Consider the following 19817-nt stretch of genomic DNA (forward strand, 5'->3'; position numbering starts at 1 on the left):
TGCCCGGCGGCCCTACCGCCCGGCCGCCTTGCGGGTGGCGCGCAGCCACTCCCGGTTCATGCCGGTGATGGACACCAGCGGGATGCCCTTGGGGCAGGCCGTCGCGCACTCCCCCGCGAGGGTGCAGCCGCCGAAGCCCTCCTCGTCCATCTGCGCGACCATCTCCAGGACCCGCGTCTCGCGCTCGGGCGCGCCCTGCGGCAGCACGTTGAGGTGGTTGATCTTGGCGGAGGTGAAGAGCATCGCCGCGCCGTTGGGGCAGGCCGCCACGCACGCGCCGCAGCCGATGCACTCCGCGTGTTCGAAGGCGAAGTCGGCGTCCGGTTTGGGTACGGGGGTGGCGTGCGCCTCGGGGGCGGCGCCGGTGGGGGCGGTGATGTACCCGCCGGCCTGGATGATGCGGTCGAAGGCCGAGCGGTCGACGACGAGGTCCTTGATCACCGGGAAGGCGGCGGCCCGCCACGGCTCGACGTCGATGGTGTCGCCGTCCTGGAAGGACCGCATGTGCAGCTGGCAGGTGGTGGTGCGTTCGGGGCCGTGCGCGTCGCCGTTGACGACGAGCGAGCAGGCGCCGCAGATGCCCTCGCGGCAGTCGTGGTCGAAGGCGACCGGGTCCTCGCCCCGCAGGATGAGGTCCTCGTTGAGGGTGTCGAGCATCTCCAGGAAGGACATGTCCGGCGAGATGCCGTCCACCTCGTAGGTGGACATGGCACCGTCGGCGTCGGCGGCGCGCTGCCGCCACACGCGCAGGGTGAGCTTCATGCGTAGCTCCGCTGGGTGGGGTGGACGTACTCGAAGACCAGGTCTTCCCGGTGCAGGGTGGGGGCCGTGCCGGCGCCGGTGAACTCCCAGGCGGCCGTGTAGGCGAACGCGTCGTCCCGGCGGGCCGCCTCGCCGTCCGGGGTCTGCGACTCCTCGCGGAAGTGGCCGCCGCAGGACTCGGCGCGGTGCAGGGCGTCCAGGCACATCAGCTCGGCGAGCTCCAGGTAGTCGACGATGCGGTTGGCCTTCTCGAGGGACTGGTTGAACTCCTCGCCGACGCCGGGCACCTTGATGCGCCGCCAGAACTCCTCGCGGATCTGCGGGATGCGCTCCAGGGCCTTGCGCAGTCCGGAGTCCGTGCGGGCCATTCCGCAGAACTCCCACATCAGCTCGCCCAGTTCGCGGTGGAAGGAGTCGGGGGTGCGGTCGCCGTCGACGGACAGGAGCAGGTGGAGCCGGTCCTGCGTCTCGGCCAGCACCTCCTGGACGACCGGGTGGCGGTCGTCCACCGCGCCGCGGTCCGGGTTGCGGGCGAGGTAGTCGTTGACGGTCGCCGGGAGGACGAAGTAGCCGTCGGCCAGGCCCTGCATGAGGGCGCTCGCGCCGAGCCGGTTGGCGCCGTGGTCGGAGAAGTTGGCCTCGCCGATCGCGAACAGGCCCGGGACGGTGGTCTGCAGGTCGTAGTCGACCCACAGTCCGCCCATCGTGTAGTGCACGGCCGGGTAGATCCGCATCGGGACCTCATACGGATCCTCGTCGGTGATCCGCTGGTACATGTCGAACAGGTTGCCGTACTTCGCCTCGACGGCCTTGCGGCCCATGCGCCGGACGGCGTCGGCGAAGTCCAGGTAGACGCCCTGTCCGCCGGGCCCGACGCCCCTGCCCTCGTCGCAGACGTTCTTCGCGGCGCGGGAGGCGATGTCGCGCGGGACCAGGTTGCCGAAGGAGGGGTAGACGCGCTCCAGGTAGTAGTCGCGCTCGTCCTCGGGGATCTCGTTCGGCTGACGGTCGTCGCCCCTGGCCTTCGGCACCCAGATCCGGCCGTCGTTGCGCAGCGACTCGCTCATCAGCGTCAGTTTCGACTGGTGGTCGCCGGTGCGGGGGATGCAGGTGGGGTGGATCTGGGTGAAACAGGGGTTGGCGAACCAGGCGCCGCGCCGGTGCGCCCGCCAGATCGCGGTGGCGTTGGAGTTCATCGCGTTGGTCGACAGGTAGAAGACGTTTCCGTAACCGCCGGTCGCCAGGACGACGGCGTCCGCGAAGTGGGCGTCGACCTTCCCTGTGATCAGGTCGCGGGCGACGATGCCGCGCGCCCGCCCCTCGACGACGATCAGGTCGAGCATCTCGGTGCGAGGGTGCATCTCGACGTTCCCCGCGGCGATCTGCCGGCTGAGGGCCTGGTAGGCGCCGAGCAGCAGTTGCTGTCCCGTCTGGCCGCGGGCGTAGAAGGTCCGCGAGACCTGCACGCCGCCGAAGGAGCGGGTGTCGAGCAGACCGCCGTACTCGCGGGCGAAGGGCACGCCCTGGGCCACGCACTGATCGATGATCTCGACCGAGATCTGCGCGAGGCGGTGGACGTTGGACTCACGCGCCCGGAAGTCGCCGCCCTTGACGGTGTCGTAGAAGAGGCGGTGGATCGAGTCGCCGTCGTTGCGGTAGTTCTTGGCCGCGTTGACGCCGCCCTGCGCGGCGATGGAGTGGGCGCGGCGCGGGGAGTCCTGGTAGCAGAACTGGACGACGTGGTAGCCCTGTTCGGCGAGGGTGGCGCCCGCGGAGCCCCCGGCCAGGCCGGTGCCGACGACGATCACGGTGTGCTTGCGCCGGTTGGCCGGGTTGACCAGCCGGGCCTCGAAACGGCGCCTGTCCCAGCGTTCGGCGATCGGTCCCTCGGGCGCCTTGGCGTCGAAGAGGGGTTCGCCGGTGGCGTAGTCGGTGTAGTCGGTCATTCAGCTCACCACTTTGGTCATGACGCCCACGGGAACGGCGATGAAGCCGGCCGTGAGCAGGAGGGCGAGGACGTCGGCGGTGGCCCTGAGGGCGCGGTCGCGGGTGCGGCTGCCGGCGCCGAGGGTCTGGGCGGCGCTCCAGAAGCCGTGCCGCACGTGCAGGCCGAGCGCGAGCATGGCCACGATGTACACGACGTCGCCGTACCAGGTGGAGAAGGTGTCCACGACGTTCTGGTAGGGGTGGCCCTCCTGGAAGCCGCCGCTGTGCACGGTGCCGGTCGTCAGATCGAGGACGTGCCAGACGATGAACAGGCCGAGGATGACACCGCCCCAGCGCATGGTGCGCGTGGCATAGCTCGCCCGGGGCCTGCGGTGGACGTACTTGGCGGGGCGCGCGCGGATGTCGCGGCGGCTGAGCTGGTACGCGGAGACGGCGTGTGCGACGACCGCGGCGACCAGCACGACCCGGATCAGCCAGAGCGTCCACTCCTCGTGCATGAACGGCGCGCCCACCGTGCGCAGCCAGTGCGCGTAGTGGTTGAACTCGTCCGGCCCGAAGAAGATCTTCAGGTTGCCGATCATGTGGACGACCAGGTACAGCAGCATGATCAGACCGCTGACGGCCATCACCGTCTTCTTGCCGACGGAGGAGTCCCACACGGTGCGCGCGATGGACGACCGTCGGTCGGTCCGCGTTGCCAGAGCCATGGGTCAAGACGCTAGGTCGGGCACCCCGCATCGGTCCAAGACATGGTGCGGCTCGTTTCCATAGCGTGCGCCTATCATAGCGGTATGCAGTTCCAGCAGCTCCAGTACTTCGTGGCGGTGGCCGAGACCCGGCACTTCACCCGGGCCGCCGAGCTCGTGCACGTCGCGCAGCCGTCGCTGTCGCAGCAGATCAAGGCGCTGGAGCGGGAGTTGGGCGCGGACCTGTTCCAGCGAGCGCGGGGCAACATCACGCTCACCGACGCGGGCGAGGCGCTGCTGCCGCTGGCCCGCCGGATCCTGGCCGACACCGAGACCGCCCGGTACGAGGTGCAGGAACTGGTGCAGCTGCGCGGCGGCCGGGTGCGGCTGGGGGCCACGCCGAGCCTGTGCACGGGTCTGCTGCCGGACGTGCTGCGCGCCTTCCACGACCGCTACCCGGGCATCCGGCTGCTGATCGAGGAGGGCGGCTCGCACGACCTCGTCCGGGAGCTGGCCCGCGGCGTCCTCGACCTCGCCCTGGTCGTCCTGCCCCTGCCGACGCCGTCCCCGGCGCTGACGACGGTGGAGCTGCTGCGCGAGGACCTGGTCGTGGTGTCCTCGCCGGAGGCCTCCCAGCCGGGCGACGGACGGCGGACCGTGCGGATCGCCGACCTGGAGCAAGAGCGTCTGGTGATGTTCCGGCACGGCTACGACCTGCGGGAACTCACCGTGGCCGCCTGCCGGGCCGAGGGCTTCGAGCCCGACTTCGCGGTCGAGGGCGGGGAGATGGACGCGGTGCTCGGGTTCGTGCGGGCCGGCCTCGGGGTGGCCGTCGTCCCCCGCATGGTGGCCGCCCGCTCGGGCCGGGGACTGCGGGTCACCCCGCTCGCCCGGCCCGGCCTGCACCGCACGATCGCCCTCGCCCACCGCAGCGACGTGGCCCCGCCCCGTGCGGCCAGGGAGCTCCAGCGGATGCTGCTGGAGCGCTGAAGGCCGCCCGGCGGCGTCAGCCCCGCAGGAGGGCGGGCCCGAGCACCTTCATTGAGGAGGTACGCGGCCGGGGCCAGGACCTCGCCCGGCTCCTCACGCTCGTCGGCCCGGGCGAGCTGGTCGCCCTGCTGCCCGCCTCCGTAGCCGAGCGCTGCCCCCGGCCCGGGGTCGTCCACCGGCCCGTCCTGGACGCACCCGCCGCCGTCATGGCCGTCGCCCGGCCCCAGCGGTCCCGCTCCACGGCCACGGCCGCGCTCGTGCGGGCCGCCGTGGCGGTGGCCGACGACGTCCGCGCGCGGGAGGCGGGCTGACCTACTCCGCCCCGGACGGCACGGGTGTCCCCTGGTGGTAGTACATCCGCCAGCCCGTCTCCTCGCTCCGCCTGCGCCAGAGCGAGCTGCGGCGGGCGCGCCGGCCGTCGAAGTCGGTCTCGTAGGTGAGGTGGACCAGACCGGGCGCCAGCACGACCCCCTCGATGGACGACGGCTCGTAGCGGGGGCCGCCGTCCGGGGAGTTGTCCGGCGAACCGCCCTCGTGGTCGGGCAGCCAGGCCACCATGTCCTCGTACGTGTAGCGGCGGCCCGAGGAGCCCACCTCCACGAACTCGGAGTCGAGCAGTGGCTCGAAACGGGCGCGGGAGGCGCGCACGGCCGGGTCCAGCAGGGCCAGTTCGCCGGCGATCGCCTCGTTCACGTCGTCGTCTGCGTGAGTCATCCCCCGATTTTCGCGCCCGGCCCGCGCATCCCCGCAACCGAGGTGCGCGCTCAGCCCGTCGCGTCCACCAGGGCCAGTTCGTGGAGCCGGTCCGGCGGACCCGGACGGGCGTAGTACCAGCCCTGGGCGGTGTCACAGCCCAGTATCCGCAGCTGCTCCGCCTGCGCGCCGGTCTCCACGCCCTCCACCGTCACCGCGAGGTCCAGACTGTGGGCGAGCGAGACGATCCCCTCGACGATCTTGAGGTCGACCGGGTCCGCGGGGAACTGCTGCATGCCCTGGGTGAAGGAGCGGTCCAGCTTGAGCACGCTCACCGGGAGCCGGCGCAGGTTGGCCAGGTTGGAGTACCCCGTCCCGAAGTCGTCCAGGGCGATGTCGACGCCCATCTCCGCGAGCCGGCGCAACGGCTTGAGCAGGTCGTCGTCGGCCCCGATCAACGCCGACTCGGTCACCTCCAGGCACAGGGCCTCCGGCCGCACGCCCGCGCGTTCGAGGATGTCGACGGTGTCCTGCACCAGACCGGGATGGGTGAGCTGGCACGGAGAGAGGTTGACGTTGACGCGCAGGGGGCCGGCGCCGCCGGCGCGCTCACACCACTGGCCGGCCTGGCGGACGGACTGCTCCAGGACCCAGCGTCCCAACGGCACGATCAGCCCCGTGTGCTCGGCGAGCGGGATGAACCGGTCCGGGCCGAGCACTCCGTGCTGGGGATGCAGCCAGCGCACCAGGGCCTCGGCCCCGCGCACACTGCCGTCGCCCAGGTGGACCAGCGGCTGGTACTCGATGAAGAACTCACCGCGCTCGAGGGCCGCCGGAAGCGCCGTGGTCAGGCCGTGCCGGGTGATCGCCCGGGCGTCCGCCTCGGGATCGGCGAGCTCGAAGCGGTTGCCGCCCGCCGACTTGGCCCGGTACATGGTGATGTCGGCGCTGCGCAGCACCTCGGCCGCGCTGCGCTCTCCCGCCGGGCCCTCGACGATGCCGATGCTGCCGCGCACCGTCAGCTCACGGCCGTCGATGCTCACCGGTGCGACCAGGGCGTTCATGATGCGCGCGGCGAGTTCGTCGACCTCGTGGCGGGTGTCGGGGCCGGTGGTCAGCGCGACGAACTCGTCGCCGCCGAGGCGCGCGACCATCTCGCCGGGCGCGGTCGCGCAGGACTGGAGCCGGTCGGCGACCTCGACGAGGAGCCGGTCGCCGGCCGCGTGACCCAGGCTGTCGTTGATGGTCTTGAAGCCGTCCAGGTCGAGGTAGCACAGCCCGAAGCGCTTGCCCTCGCCGGCGCCGAGCATCTTCTCCAGGCGTTCGAAGAACAGCGTGCGGTTGGGCAGGCCGGTGAGCGCGTCGTGGGTCGCCTCGTAGCGGAGCCGGAGGTTGAGCAGCCGACGCTCGGTGGTGTCCTCCATCAGGGCGAGCTGGTACTGCGGGTTGCCGTCGGCGTCCCGCAGCAGGGAGACCGTCAGATTGGTCCACAGGACCGTTCCGTCGGGCCGGCTGAACGCCTTCTCCGTGTGGTAGTGCTCGCGCTCCCCGCGGACGAGCTCGTCGTAGAGCTTCCAGGTCTGGGGCGCGTCCTCGGGGTGGGTGAGGTCCTGGACCCTACGGCCCCGCAGGGTCTGCTCGGAGCCGCCGAACATGCGCAGCAACGCCCCGTTGATCTGCAGAACGTTGCCGTCGAGGTCCGCGATGCCGATCCCTATCGCGGCGCCCTCGAAGACCGCCCGGAAGCGCGCCTCGCTCGAGTGCAGCGCCTGCGCGACGACACCCTGGGCGCGCAACGCGGCCTGGGCGATGGTCTCCTGTTCGGCGAGCGTGCGCTCGCGCAGGGCCCGCGCGAAGCCGGCCGCCATGGCGTGCTGGAGCCGCGAGGCGCGGTTGCGCAGGTCCTCCTGGGGGCCGTCCTCGCCGCAGTACAGCACCAGGTAGGCGTCGACGCAGTCCAGAGAGTGGCTGAGCGCGTCGGGGTCCGTGCAGTGCGTGTCGACCAGGGCGGCGCCGACGTCCTTGCCGGTCTCGGCGTCGAAGCCGCGCTCCAGCAGCGCCCCGCGCAGCCGTCGCGCCAACGGCAGCAGCCGCTCCTCCAGTTCGGGCCGGGTCAACGACGTCGAGGTCACCGGGAACACGGCCCGGCTCCAGATCGTCGCGAACCGCCGCAGTCTGTCCTCCGGCCCGTCCGGCTCCGCGGTCACGCCGTACGCCCCACGCCGGCGAAACCCGAGAGGGCCCAGGGATCCTCGTCCTCCGGCGCCGTGTCCGGCCGCCAGCGCGGCATGGGCACCAGTCCCGGTTCCACCATGTCGTACCCCTCGAAGAACCGCCCGATCTCGTCCCGAGAGCGCATGATCAGCGGATTGCGGATTTCCTTGTACACGTCGACCGCGCCTTCGGCCCGCTCCGTCGGCATCGGGATTCCCTCGTACGAGGCGTGCGTGAGCACGAGAAGACTGCCGGGCGCGAGCGCCGCGCCCAGCTCGGCCACCGCCGCGTACGGGTCGTCCGCGTCCTCCACGAAATGCAGGACGGCGACCAGCAGCAGCGCCACCGGCCGGTCCAGGTCGATGAGCCGCGCGACCTGGGGGCTGTGCAGGATCTCCCGCGGCTTGCGCAGGTCGGCGGCCACGACGTCGGCGTGGGCGTTGTCCGCCAGCACCGCCTCGCTGTGCGCCACGGCCACCGGGTCGTGGTCGACGTAGACCACGCGCGACCCGGGGCTCGCCGCCTGGGCGACCTCGTGCACGCTGCCGAAGGCGGGAATGCCGGAGCCGATGTCGAGGAACTGGGTGACGCCCTCGGCGAGCGCGTAGCGCACGGCACGGCGCATGAACGCCCGGTTCGCCTGGCTGATCTTCGGCAGTCCCGGCAGGAACTCCATCGCCCTGCGGGCCGCTTCCCGGTCCACCTCGAAGTTGTGCGAACCGCCCAGGTAGTAGTCGTAGATCCGCGAGACGCTCGGCACCGAGATGTCGATGCTCCGAGGGGCCCAGGCGGGACGCTCCATCTATCTCTCCAAGGCGTAGGCGATCCGGTGTTCGAGCTGAGGCTACTGATCGCCCGCCAAACGGGCGAGCAGAAACGGAAATTGACCGTCCGTTCCCGGTCACTGCCTGCGGCACGTGCCGAATCGACGAACCTCCCACGGGGCTACGAAAAGTGCCCGAGGGGCTCCGGAGCGTCTCCACGACGCCCACGGGGCGGCACTCGGGGCGGCGAAAGTCTACGCACACGACACGCGGCCGGGACAAACACAGCGGTCCGCCCCCTCCGTGCGGCGCGGAGGGGGCGGACCAGCGGTCGTGCGCGAGGGGCAGTCGCGGGGATCGGCCCTGGGGAGGCGATCTCTACTGCGCCGGCGCTCCGACCAGCTTGCCGTCGGGCGCGACGGCGTACCACGTGCCGCCCACGCCCTGGCCGTTGATGTCGCCGGGGGCCTTGTCGCCGGCGAAGGTGTAGATCGGCGAGCAGTTGACGGTCTGCTGCCTGACGCCGTCACCGCGGGTGAAGTTCATCAGGCCCTTCTTCTGCACGCCCTTGGTGTCGTTGGGCTCGACCGGCGCGACGACCGGCCACTTCTGCAGGCAGGCGCCGTTGCAGTTCGACACCGGCTTGGGCCACGCCTTGTCCTTGAGGAAGCGGTAGACCGTCATGCCGTTCTTGTCGACGACGATCTCGCCCAGGTTGGGGTCCTTGCGGACGGACAGCCCCGCCAGGGCTGAGTCGGAGGCGCCGCCGCCCGACTTGGCCTTCTTGCCCTCGGGGGTCAGCGCGAACCACTTGTTGCCCACGCCCTGGCCGGAGGTGTCGCCGGCGTTGGCGTCCTTGGCGTAGTAGTAGGCGGGCCAGCCGCCCACGGTGAGCTGCTTGGAGCCGTCGGAGCGGGTGATCTCGCCGAGCAGCGACTTGTCGATGCCGTCACCGGCGCTGACGTCGTCCGCGGACACCGGCGGCCACGCGGTCGCGCAGTCGCCGTCACAGTTCGACTTGGGCGGTTCGGCCGTGTCCGCGTCGAAGCGGTAGAGGGTCTTTCCGGCGCTGTCGGTGAGGATCTTGCCGAGTTCGCCGTTGGCGGAGACGGCCAGCTCGCCGGCTCCGGCCGGCTGGGCTCCGGTTCCCGTTCCGGTCCCCGCGCCGACGGCGCCGGGAGTGCTGGCGCCCGCACCGGCGCCCGCAGCGCCGTAGCCGCCGCCGACGCCTGCGATGCCACCCGCCGGAGCCGTGGCTCCGACGTTCTGGCTCGACGCCGACGTGCCGCTTTCCGATCCGCACGCCGTCGTCAGCGCCAGCACGGCCACCGTGCCCGCCGCGAGTGAGGCGCTCCGCCAGGTGGTCTTCATCGTCAACAACTCCCCGATCGTCACAAGGGTGTTGCAGCGCCCTGCTGCGCCGCCGCACAGCCCTCAGTACGCACCGGGGCGGTGGTTGTGTTCAAACGCGGCAGGATTTTCTTTTCCGTGACCTGTGACGCGGGGCGGGACCGGGCAGCTCAGGGCCTCCGCGAGGGCCGCGGCGGCCGCGTGCGAAGGGCCGGGCCGGGCCGCTCGCACACGCGCACGGCCGGCCGGATGCGCGAGCGCACCGACAGGCAAACCCGCGAAGCGCGACTTCCCCCGTTCGGGGCAATCCCCACCGGGCGGGACACGGGGCGGCGGGCGAAGCCGGATGATCTCCGTCGTGCATGGACCGAAACCGATCCGATCCGCTCTTCTCACCAGGGCGTTGGCCGTGGTGACCGTGGCCTGGATCCTCGCGGCCGCGCCGGCCGCAACGGCGACCGCCGACGCGTGCGCGTACGCCTCGACGGGCCCGGACGGCATCGAGGCGATGGCGGTCGCGGGCGGCCCCGGGTGGCCTGCGCCCCCCGTGAGCCCGCCGCCGACGCCCTCCCCGACGCCCGAGCCGACCCCGCCCCCCACCCCCACTCCCACTCCCCCGCCGTCGCCGCCTCCGCGGCCCGGACCCGCCCCGACGCCGCCTCCCGAGCCCGCACCACCGCCCCCGGAACCGCGTCCGGCGCCCGCGCCGGCCCGGCCCGCGCCGCCGCGCCCGCGTGCCGTCCCCGAACCGACGCCACCGCCGACTCCCACGCCCAGGCCGGCCCCGTCCCCCTCCGCGCGCCCGGTCGGCTATCCGGCGTATCACTCCGCGCCGCGGCAGCGACCGGTCCGCGGCGGGCAGTCGCCGGTCACCTACGTCCTGCTCATCACCGTGCCCGCGGTGATCGCCGTCGCCGCGCTGCGACCGCGCTGACGCCCATCCAGGAGGCCCCTCTTGCCGGAATGGCTTGTTCTCACCCTCGCGATGCTCGCCGCCTGCGCGGTGGTGGTCGTCGTCACCCTCGTACGGCACCGCAGGGCGCCCGAGGACGAAGACCCCACCGAGACCCCTGACGTCATCGAGTACATGACGATGTGGATCGGCGTGGTGTACGCCATCGTCCTGGGCCTGGCCATCGCGGGCGTCTGGGAGGCGCGCAGCGTCGCGCAGGACCACGTCCAGGCGGAGGCCCAGGCGCTGCACGAGATCTCGGAGCGGGTGCGGGTCTACCCGCCGGACGTCCGTGACCGCATTCGCGCGGATGTCAACGCCTATGTCGGACACGTCGTCGGCGTCGAGTGGAAGAAGATGGCCGACGACGGCGAGGTGACCCCGCGCGGCGACGCGCTGCTCCAGAAGGTCCGGGCGGACGTCACCGACCACCAGCCGGCCTCCGACTTCCAGGCGCAGGCCTACCAGCCGCTGCTCGACCAGATGGCCGCGGCCGACCAGGCGCGTCACGCCCGCGCCGACTCGACCGGGGCGACCATGCCGGGCGTGGTGTGGTTCGGGCTGCTGGCGGGGGCCGTCATCACCATCGGCATGGTCTTCGCGCTGCAGATCCGGCGCACGGCCCGCGAACTGGTCCTGGCCGGGCTGTTCTCCGCGCTGATCGCGTTTCTGCTCTTCCTGATCTGGGACTTCGACGCCCCCTACAGCAGGGGCGTCACCGCGTCGGCGGAGCCGTTCCTCAATCTGTTCCCCGGCGTCAGGGGCTGAGCCGCCGGGACCGACGTCCACCCGCTGCGTTCGCCCGCACCGGGTGCGGCCGCCACGCCGGGGCCGTCCCCCGGACGCAGCAGCCGTTTCCCCTGAGCGGCCTACCGCCGTGACCCGTTCGCACTACTGCGATCGCGGCCACGCACACATGTTCCTAGCGTTTCGGACATCGAGGTGTATCGACGACATGAGCGGAACAGGTCCGCAGTCGCTCCTCGGAGACCGGAGGATCCACCATGCGCGCGATACCCGTCGCCTCGGCCGCGCTCCTGGGCGCCACCGCCCTGGCCTTCTGCGCATCGGCCGCCGTCGCGAACGACGACGACGGCCACTACGTCATGTCCAACGGCTACAGCGTGCTGCCCTCGACGGTCGCGGCGGGCGGCCAGGTCGCCCTCCGGGTGGACCGCGAGGTCAGCGGCTGCAGGAACTCCGTGACGGTGACGTCGGGGGTGTTCGACACGGTCGTCGTCCCGAGGGCGTCGACGTCGGCCGTGACCACGGTCGACCGGGACGCACGGCCGGGAGCGACGTACCGGGTGACGTTCACCTGCGGCGGCGTCAGCGCGATCAAGGAGCTGACGATCGCCGGACGCCGCCCGGCCGACGTCACCCCGGCGCCCTATCCCGTCCCGAGCGGCGTGCACGCCGGCCAGGGCGGCAGCGCCGCGGGGTTCGACCTCCGGGAGACGGGGCTGGGCGCCGCGCTCATCGCGGGTTCGGTGGCCGCCGCGTACCGCTTCGCACGGCGCCGCGGCGAGGAGGACGGCGGCTGACGGCCGGTGCCGCGCCGTGCACGGGCCTCGGCCCCGGATCCCGAGAGGATCCGGGGCCGAGGCCCGCTTCACGTGCGGTCCGCGAACGGTCCGCGAAGGGGTAGACGTCAGATCCGGCGGTCTCGGATGCAGCTTTCTCAGATACGGCGTTCCGCGCGGCGCCGCATCCAGAACAGGGCTCCGCCGAGCACGGCCGCGGCGACGAGCCCGCCGCCGATGGCCATGTCGGTCGAGGTCGCGCCGGTGCCGACACTGCCGCCGAGGCCGCCGCGCACACCGCCGATGACGGTGAAGGCGGCCGGGCGGGTGAGCGGCTTGCCGGAGCAGTTGACGGTGATGTCGTAGGCGCCGGGATGGGCGTTGGCGTTGATGGTCGCCGTCCCCTTGGCGGTCTGGTTGGGGCCGTCGATCGGCGTCAGGCCGGCCTGTGTGAACGCGGGCGAGGTCATGAATCCGCCGCCGGGGCAGCCGTCGACGGTGACGGTGATCTGGCCGCCGCGTGCGATGACGCTGGGCAGGACGACGATGTTCCTCGGGTTGGCGCCCATGCCGTCGCGTGCGACGGCGACGGGGGCGGCGAGTCCGAGGGCGGCGACCGCGGCGGCGGAGACCGCCGAGGCGGCCAGGACACGAGTGGTGCGCATGAGATCCTCCGCGGAAGGCGCCCCGGGGCCCGTCCCCGGTATGTCGGCGAGAAAGCACCTCCCGGAAAGACCCTCAGATGCCGTGCGCGCGCCCGCATTTCGGGAATGGTCCGTCCTGGTGAGAGGACACGCCGGGCGGAATACGCGCGACCGGTCATAGCCGCAGGTCACGGACCGTCAGAAAATTCCTTTCGCCGTCGACTCGGATGGCGCACCGCACGGTGTCCGGGCCACCCGTTCGCCGCCGCCCCGTCGCCGGTTCGCGTCCCGGGACTTAGCGTTCTCGTATGCGCGAAAGGACGGGGCGACGGCCGCGTCGAAAGGGGATGGCGAATGTCTGCGTACGAGCTGTCCGAGGCGGCGGAAGAGGAGGAGCGGCGGAGGAAGCGCGCCCCTTGGGGCGTGATAGCGCTTGTTCTGCTGACGGGTCTCGCGCTGATCCGCAACGGGTCCGGTGAGTTCGACGTCGGCCCGCCGCAGCCGGCCGCCGCGGCGGCCGCGGACGGCCGCACGGCCGCCGCTCTCGGCCGGGCCCCGACCCCGCTGGCCTACGCCGAGCCGGACCGGGTGCGGATCCCGGCGATCCGGGTGGACGCGCCGGTCATGGCGGTAGGCCTGGACGCGGACGGCTGGGTCGGCGCGCCGCCGCCGGAAGATCCGAACCTGGCCGGCTGGTTCACCGGCGGCGTCTCGCCGGGCGAGAAGGGCACGGCGGTCGTCGTCGGCCATGTCGACAACAGACTGGGCCCCGCCGTGTTCTACGGGCTCGGTGCGCTGAAGAAGGGAAACCGCGTCGAGGTGTCCCGCAGGGACGGAAAGACCGCGGTCTTCGAGATCTACGGCATCGAGGTCTTCGAGAAGAGCAATTTCCCCGGCGACCGCGTCTATGCGTCCAAGGGTTCTCCCGAACTGCGGGTCATCACCTGCGGCGGCGGTTTCTCCAAGGCGAACGGTTACGACGGGAACGTCGTCGCCTTCGCCCGCCTGGTCGAGGTCCGCTGAGCGGCGCCGGGACCGGGCGGGCGAGGCGCCGGGATCAGGCGTACCGCCGCCGGGGCACGGTGAGGTGGTAGCCGGAGTCCAGGAGGTGCGGCAGGTAGCGGCTCAGCGCCCGCACGCTCTGCGAGCGGTCGCCTCCGGCGTCGTGCGAGAGCACCACGACGCCGGGCGCGGCGCCCTTCTCGACCCGGTCGACGATGGCGCCGGCGCCCGGGGTGGTCCAGTCGAGGGTGTCGACCGTCCAGGCGAGCGGCTCCATGCCCAGCTCGGAGCCGATCTGGAAGGCCGCGCGGTTCCAGGCGCCGTAGGGGGCCCGGAACCAGCGGGGCCGCTCCCCGCAGCCCTCCTCGATGACGTCGCTGGTGCGGGACATCTCGGAGTGGATCTGACGGCGGGTGAGACGGGTCAGCAGAGGGTGCGACCAGGTGTGGTTGCCGATGATGTGGCCCTCGTCGGCCATCCGCGTCAGCAGGTCCGCGTTGTCGACGGCCATCTCGCCGCACACGAAGAACATCGCGTGCACGTCGTACTCGGCCAGGGTGTCGAGGATGCGGGGGGTGTAGCGGGAGTCGGGGCCGTCGTCGAAGGTGAGCACCATGGTGCGGCCGCGGCCGGTCATGCTCAGCAGCGGCTCGTGGCGCACCGGGGTGCGGCCGGGGGTGGCGGGCAGGGGGCCGTAGCCGGTCAGGGGCTGGAGGCGGTAGGCGGAGGGTTTCAGCGGGAGGCTCCGTGCCGGGGCGCCCGCGGCGGGGGCGGCGGCCCTGACCGGCTCGCCGTCCTCGCCCCCTACGAACACTCCGGCCGTGCCGGCCGCTGCTGCGGCGGCGGCGCCGGCGAGCAACGCCCGGCGACGCGTGAACAACTGCTCCTTCTTCATGCAGTCATCAGTCGCCCGGCGGGCCTTCGGCCCACCCCACCGACACCGCACCGGCGGCACGTTTCCACCCGCCCGGCGCAGTCGCGGTACTCGGGGGGCGTGAGCCCGACCGTGCGCGCCGGGGCCGCGCCGAAGGCGTCAGCGGCGGCGTACCAGCGGGAAGGGCAGGGTCTCGCGGATCGTGAGGCCGGTGAGGAACATGACCAGGCGGTCGACTCCGAGGCCGAGGCCGCCGGTCGGGGGCATCGCGTACTCGAGGGCGTCGAGGAAGTCCTCGTCGAGCTCCATCGCCTCGGGGTCGCCCCCCGCGGCCAGCCGGGACTGCTCGGTCAGCCGGCGACGCTGCTCGACCGGGTCGGTCAACTCGGAGTAGGCGGTGCCGAGTTCGGTGCCGAAGGCGACGAGGTCCCAGCGTTCGGCGAGGCGCGGGTCGAGGCGGTGCTGCCGGGTGAGCGGGGAGACGTCGGTGGGGAAGTCCTTGTAGAAGGTGGGGAGGCGGGTCTTCTCCTCGACGAGTCGCTCGTACATCTCCAGGACGACGTCGCCACGGCCGTCGTCGGGGCGGTACGGGACGCCCGCGCGGTCGCAGTGCCGGTGCAGGACCGTCAGGTGGGAGCCGGCGTCGACCTCTTCGCCGAGCGCGTCGGAGATCGCGCCGTAGACGGTCCTGACGGGCCACTGACCCGAGATGTCGTAATCCCGGCCGCCCCTGCGGGCGACCGGTGAGCCGAAGGCGGCCGTGGCCGCGCCCTGGATCAGCTCGCGGGCCAGGTGAAGCATCTCGTCGTAGTCGGCGTAGGCCTGGTAGGCCTCCAGCATCGTGAACTCGGGGTTGTGCTTGTGGGAGACGCCTTCGTTGCGGAAGGTGCGGCCCATCTCGAAGACCTTTTCCAGGCCGCCGACGCACAGCCGCTTGAGGTAGAGCTCGGGCGCGATGCGCAGATACAGGTCGAGGTCGTAGGCGTTGATGTGGGTGGTGAAGGGGCGGGCCTGGGCGCCGCCGTGGATCTGCTGGAGCACCGGCGTCTCGACCTCCAGGTAGCCGCGCTCCAGCAGTCCCCGGCGCAGCGCCTGCACGGCGTCGGAGCGGACCCGGATCACGTCGCGGGCGGCGGGGCTGGAGATCAGGTCGAGGTGGCGCATGCGGACCCTGGCCTCGGGGTCGGTGAGGCCGCGGCGCTTGTCCGGCAGGGGGTGCAGGCATTTGGCGGTGAGCTGCCAGGAGGTGACGAAGACAGTGGGTTCGCCCCGGTCGCTGGCGCCCGCCGTGCCGGTCGCCCAGAGGTGGTCGCCGAGGTCGGCGTCGGCCCGGAAGGAGTCGAGGGCGGCGTCGGTGAGGGCGTCGCGGGCGAGGGCGAGCTGGTGGTCGCCGGACCAGTCGCGCAGCGTCACGAAGACGATGCCGCCGAAGTCGCGGACGCGCATGACGCGGCCCGCGACGGTGACCGTCTCGCCGGCGCGCACCTCGGCGAGGGCATGGGTGCGGGGTGGGAGCCCGACCGGGTAGGGGTCGGCGCCGGCGGCGCGCAGCCGGTCGAGGGCGCGACGGCGGACGCGGACCTGGTCGGGCAGGCCCGCGTCCGGCCCGGCTGAGCCGGCCTCGCCGCCTGCGTCGGGGCCGGGCGCCGCGGCCGGCGGCAGGCGTTCGGTGGTGGCTGCGCGCGGCCCGCCCGTGGAGCGCCTCCTGCCCCACAGCTTGCGCAGGGAGGGCACCGGGACGAAGCCCTCGGCGATGCCGGAGGCCAGGCCCACCCGGGCCAGGGAGCCCGCGTCGGCGTAACAGAGGAAGCGGGGGTACCACTCGGGGCGGTACTTGGCGTTGGAGCGGTAGAGGGCCTCCAGCTGCCACCATTTGGAGAAGAACAGCAGCAGGCGCCGCCACAGGCGCAGCACCGGTCCGGCGCCGATGCGGGCCCCCTCCTCGAAGGCCGAGCGGAAGACGGCGAAGTTCAGCGAGATCCGGCGCACGCCGAGCTTGGGGGCGGCGGCGCACAGGTCGGCGACCATGAACTCCATGACGCCGTTGGGGGCGGAGCGGTCCCGGCGCATCAGGTCCAGGGAGACGCCGTCCGCGCCCCAGGGGACGAAGGAGAGCAGGGCGAGCAGCCGGCCGTCCTCGTCGAGGGCCTCCACGAGGAGGCAGTCGCCGTCGGCGGGGTCGCCGAGGCGGTCCAGGGCCATCGAGAAGCCGCGTTCGGTCTCGGTGTCGCGCCAGGCGTCGGCGCGGTCGACGACCTCTTCCATCTCCTGTTCGGTGAGCGCGGAGTGGCGGCGGATCCGGCAGGTGGCGCCGGTGCGTCGCACCCGGTTCGCCGCCTGCCGGGTGACCCGCATCTCGCGGCCGCCCAGGTCGAAGGAGGCGACGTGCACGATGGCCTCGTCGCCGAGTTGCAGGGCTCCCAGGCCGGCCCGGGCGAAGGCCCTCGCGCCGGCCTCGGAGGCGCCCATGACCGCGGGCGCCCAGGCGTACCGGCGGGCCACGTCCAGCCAGGCGGCGATGGCGTGCGGCCAGGCCTCGCGGTCGCCCACGGGGTCGCCGCTGGCCAGGCAGACGCCGGCCTCGACGCGGTAGGTGACGGCGGCCTTGCCGCTGGGCGAGAAGACGACGGCCTTGTCGCGCCGGGTGGCGAAGTAGCCCAGGGAGTCCTGGCCGCCGTAGGCCCTCAACAGGGCGCGGATGCGGGGCTCCTCGTCGCCGTGCAGGGCCGCTTCCAGGCGCTGGGAGCGGAAGAGGACGGCGGCGGCGTTGAGGAGGGCGAGGGCACCGAAGAGGCCGAGCAGGAAGTACAGGGCGTGCGGCGGACGGCCGTCGAAGGAGCCCGCGGAGACGAGGCCGCCCAGGACCCGGTTGGCGGCCCAGGCGAGGTGCTGGCCCTCCGGCAGCGTGCCCGGGAACAGCTCGACCAGGCCCCAGCCGGCGAGCATCGCCAGGGCGAGCCCGACGAGCAGGACGGCGAGCGCCCGCCGCAGGGCGGCGCGCCGGGAGGCGGCGTAGAACTCCCCCCGGGCGACGACCAGGACGCCCAGCGCGAGCGCGCAGACGACCAGGGACGGGACCGACTGCGCGTACAGGCCGAGGACCACGCCGAGGACGTCGGTGAGGACGAGCAGGGTGAGGTAGACGACCACCAGCCACCAGGCGACCTTCTTGCGGGCGGCGGTGGCCGCGGCGAGCAGCAGCAGGAAGACGGCGTAGGCGAGGTTGGCGCTGACCGGGACGATGAGCAGGTCGAGGAAGCGGACGGCCGGACGCAGCAGGCGGCGCAGCGGCGGGACCAGCGCCAGCAGGACGCAGAGCAGGGCGAGGACGCCGAAGAACGTCGCGAAGGCTTCGGGCACCCGGCTGAGGAAGCGGCCCGCGGGGCGCCGTGCCGGACCCGCGGCGCCCGCAGCCGTGGCGGTCCCCACGGGGGCATTCATCCTTGAGACTCCCTCGTGGATACCCTCGGCTTCAGCCGGGGGAGGAAACGAGGCTCCTGCGGAGCAGGGCAAGGAGCGGGGTTTCGCCGCCAGGGCGAAAGACCGTGCTCTGACCTACAGGATTTGATCCTTAACCATGGTCCCGTTAGTTTGTGAGCATGATCACGGCGCAGGTGAAGCGGGCATATCGGTACCGCTTCTATCCCACGGACGAGCAGGCGGCGGAGCTGTCTCGCACGTTCGGCTGCGTCCGCAAGGTCTACAACATGGCGCTCGCCGCCCGTACCGAGGCGTGGGCCAGACAGGAGCGGGTGAACTACAACGCGACGTCGGCGATGCTGACGGCGTGGAAGAAGACCGAGGAACTGGCGTTCCTCAACGAGGTCTCCTCGGTGCCGCTCCAGCAGTGTCTTCGGCACCTGCAGACGGCGTTCACCGACTTCTTCGGTAAGCGGGCCGAGTACCCTCGCTTCAAGTCGAAGAAGAAGTCGCGGAAGTCTGCCGAGTACACCACCAGCGGGTTTCGGTTCCGGGACGCGAAGCTGACGCTGGCGAAGATGACCAGTGCGCTGGACATCGTGTGGCACCGTCCGCTGCCCGAGGGCGCGGAGCCGTCCACGGTCACCGTGTCCCAGGACGGTGCGGGGCGCTGGTTCGTCTCCCTGCTGTGCGAGGACCCCGCCGTCGAGCCGCTGCCCGCGAACGGCAAAGCGGTGGGCGTGGATGTCGGCCTGGACCATCTGCTGACCCTGTCCACCGGCGAGAAGATCGCCAACCCGAGGCATGAACGCCGCGACCGTGCCCGTCTTGCTCTGACCCAGCGCCGCCTGGCGAAGAAAGCCAGGGGCGACGGCGCCAACCGGCGCAAGGCCCGACAGAAGGTCGCCAGGATCCATGCCCGGATTGCCGACCGTCGCCGTGACGGCCTGCACAAGCTGACCACTCGACTCGTTCGTGAGAACCAAACGATCGTGATCGAGGACCTGACCGTGCGGAACATGGTCAGGAATCGGTCCCTGGCCCGCGCCATCTCGGATGCCGCATGGTCGGAGTTCCGCAACCTGCTGGAGTACAAGGCCGCCTGGTACGGGCGGGAAGTGATCGCGGTCGACCGCTTCTTCCCCTCGTCCAGGCTGTGCTCCACCTGCGGCACCCTCCAAGGGAAGATGCCGCTCAACGTCCGCACGTGGACGTGCGACAGCTGTGGCACGACCCACGACCGGGACGTGAACGCGGCGAAGAACCTGCTGGCCGCCGGACTGGCGGTGTCGGCCTGTGGAGCTGGCGTGAGACCTCAACGGAGAACTCCGGGCGGGCAGTCGGCGATGAAGCAGGAAGCTTCCCGGCGCGAGCCGAGAAGCCCCCGCCTCTAGGCGGGGGAGTGTCACGTCTCGACTGTAGGAACACCTGGTGACGGCCGCCCGTCGAGCGGCCCGCGCGCGGGCCGGACCCGGTGCCTCCGATAGCCTCTGGCCGTGACGGAACAGCACTCGCAGCAGCCGGCCCACCAGTTCGAGCGGGGCACGGACGGCCCCAAGGTCGTCCTCGTGGGGGTGGACGGCTCTCCGTCCTCGCTGCGCGCCGCGGCCTACGCCGGCGGCCTGGCCCGCCGTCAGCACGCACTGCTCGCGGTGGTGTACGTACAACCGGTGATGGCGACGGGCGCGGCGCTCGGCGCGCCGGTCGCGGAGACGACCGACGAGATCGCCGAGGACCTGGTCGCGCACATCCGGGAGGCCACCGAGCGGACCCGGGGGATATTCGACGTGCGCTGGGAGTTCCATACTTTCCGCGGCGATCCCTACGGCGGTCTGGTGAAGGCGGCGGACCGGCTGAAGGCGGACGCGGTGGTGGTGGGGGCCTCCGAACAGGCCGGGCACCGGATCGTGGGCTCGGTCGCGGTGCGGCTGGTGAAGGCCGGGCGCTGGCCGGTGACCGTGGTGCCTTGACGCCCTCCCCTGCCCGAGGGCAGGAG

At 72.3% G+C, this 19817-nt stretch carries 16 protein-coding genes; 6 read left to right on the forward strand and 10 right to left on the reverse strand.

Going from position 1 to position 19817, the window contains the following annotated elements:
* Positions 1-12 precede the first annotated feature (12 nt).
* The 3 genes from IE239_RS12115 to IE239_RS12125 are packed head-to-tail and all read right to left on the reverse strand — an operon-like array spanning position 13 to position 3380.
* Positions 13-762, reverse strand: a complete 750-nt coding sequence (locus IE239_RS12115; protein WP_190149257.1) for a succinate dehydrogenase/fumarate reductase iron-sulfur subunit — start codon at positions 760-762, stop codon at positions 13-15.
* Complete coding sequence (locus tag IE239_RS12120) at positions 759-2708, reverse strand: fumarate reductase/succinate dehydrogenase flavoprotein subunit (RefSeq protein WP_190149258.1); 1950 nt, start codon at positions 2706-2708, stop codon at positions 759-761. Before IE239_RS12120 ends, IE239_RS12115 begins: the two co-directional genes overlap by 4 nt.
* Entirely contained in the window at positions 2709-3380 is a 672-nt protein-coding gene (locus tag IE239_RS12125; protein ID WP_190149315.1) for a succinate dehydrogenase, read from the reverse strand.
* A gap of 120 nt (positions 3381-3500) precedes the next feature.
* Here IE239_RS12125 and IE239_RS12130 point away from each other — a divergent pair, with 120 nt between their 5' ends.
* Complete coding sequence (locus IE239_RS12130; protein ID WP_190149259.1) at positions 3501-4385, forward strand: LysR family transcriptional regulator; 885 nt, start codon at positions 3501-3503, stop codon at positions 4383-4385.
* 312 nt (positions 4386-4697) lie between these two features.
* Here IE239_RS12130 and IE239_RS12140 read toward each other — a convergent pair whose 3' ends face one another.
* The 4 genes from IE239_RS12140 to IE239_RS12155 form a co-directional block, all read right to left on the reverse strand.
* Positions 4698-5099 (reverse strand): nuclear transport factor 2 family protein, encoded by a 402-nt coding sequence (locus IE239_RS12140; RefSeq protein WP_190149260.1) that lies wholly within the window; start codon positions 5097-5099, stop codon positions 4698-4700.
* Positions 5100-5149: 50 nt separating this feature from the next.
* Complete coding sequence (locus tag IE239_RS12145) at positions 5150-7285, reverse strand: putative bifunctional diguanylate cyclase/phosphodiesterase (RefSeq protein ID WP_190149261.1); 2136 nt, start codon at positions 7283-7285, stop codon at positions 5150-5152.
* Positions 7282-8094 carry an SAM-dependent methyltransferase gene (locus IE239_RS12150; RefSeq protein WP_190149262.1) on the reverse strand — a complete coding sequence of 271 codons (813 nt, stop codon included), beginning with the start codon at positions 8092-8094 and terminating at the stop codon, positions 7282-7284. Before IE239_RS12150 ends, IE239_RS12145 begins: the two co-directional genes overlap by 4 nt.
* 340 nt (positions 8095-8434) lie before the next feature.
* A complete protein-coding gene (locus IE239_RS12155; RefSeq protein WP_190149263.1) occupies positions 8435-9427 on the reverse strand; it encodes an SCO0930 family lipoprotein in 993 nt (330 codons plus the stop codon).
* Positions 9428-10361: 934 nt separating this feature from the next.
* On the opposite strand from IE239_RS12155, the gene IE239_RS12160 reads away from it, so the two are divergent.
* Together IE239_RS12160 and IE239_RS12165 are read left to right on the forward strand one after the other, a co-directional pair.
* Positions 10362-11126 carry a bestrophin-like domain gene (locus IE239_RS12160; RefSeq protein ID WP_190149264.1) on the forward strand — a complete coding sequence of 255 codons (765 nt, stop codon included), beginning with the start codon at positions 10362-10364 and terminating at the stop codon, positions 11124-11126.
* 236 nt (positions 11127-11362) lie between these two features.
* On the forward strand, positions 11363-11902 hold the full coding sequence (locus tag IE239_RS12165) for a hypothetical protein (protein ID WP_190149265.1): 540 nt from the start codon (positions 11363-11365) through the stop codon (positions 11900-11902).
* A gap of 137 nt (positions 11903-12039) precedes the next feature.
* Here IE239_RS12165 and IE239_RS12170 read toward each other — a convergent pair whose 3' ends face one another.
* The gene (locus IE239_RS12170; RefSeq protein ID WP_190149266.1) at positions 12040-12546 is read right to left on the reverse strand and encodes a hypothetical protein; all 507 of its coding nucleotides are present in this window, start codon (positions 12544-12546) and stop codon (positions 12040-12042) included.
* 333 nt (positions 12547-12879) lie between these two features.
* Between IE239_RS12170 and IE239_RS12175 the strand changes: the two genes are divergently transcribed.
* Positions 12880-13548 carry a class F sortase gene (locus IE239_RS12175; RefSeq protein WP_190149267.1) on the forward strand — a complete coding sequence of 223 codons (669 nt, stop codon included), beginning with the start codon at positions 12880-12882 and terminating at the stop codon, positions 13546-13548.
* 34 nt (positions 13549-13582) lie between these two features.
* Here the strand turns inward: IE239_RS12175 and IE239_RS12180 are convergent, their stop codons facing one another.
* Together IE239_RS12180 and lysX are read right to left on the reverse strand one after the other, a co-directional pair.
* Positions 13583-14422, reverse strand: coding sequence for a polysaccharide deacetylase family protein (locus tag IE239_RS12180; RefSeq protein WP_190149268.1), 840 nt, complete (start codon positions 14420-14422; stop codon positions 13583-13585).
* A 138-nt stretch (positions 14423-14560) separates the two neighbouring features.
* Positions 14561-17842 (reverse strand): bifunctional lysylphosphatidylglycerol synthetase/lysine--tRNA ligase LysX, encoded by a 3282-nt coding sequence (lysX, locus tag IE239_RS12185; RefSeq protein ID WP_190149269.1) that lies wholly within the window; start codon positions 17840-17842, stop codon positions 14561-14563.
* 158 nt (positions 17843-18000) lie between these two features.
* On the opposite strand from lysX, the gene IE239_RS12190 reads away from it, so the two are divergent.
* Positions 18001-19215: an RNA-guided endonuclease InsQ/TnpB family protein gene (locus IE239_RS12190; RefSeq protein ID WP_190149270.1), complete on the forward strand. Its 1215-nt coding sequence runs from the start codon at positions 18001-18003 to the stop codon at positions 19213-19215.
* A 102-nt stretch (positions 19216-19317) separates the two neighbouring features.
* Positions 19318-19791, forward strand: coding sequence for a universal stress protein (locus IE239_RS12195; RefSeq protein WP_190149271.1), 474 nt, complete (start codon positions 19318-19320; stop codon positions 19789-19791).
* Positions 19792-19817: the final 26 nt, after the last annotated feature.

This window comes from Streptomyces humidus, from assembly GCF_014649655.1.
Classification (GTDB): Bacteria; Actinomycetota; Actinomycetes; order Streptomycetales; family Streptomycetaceae; genus Streptomyces; species Streptomyces humidus.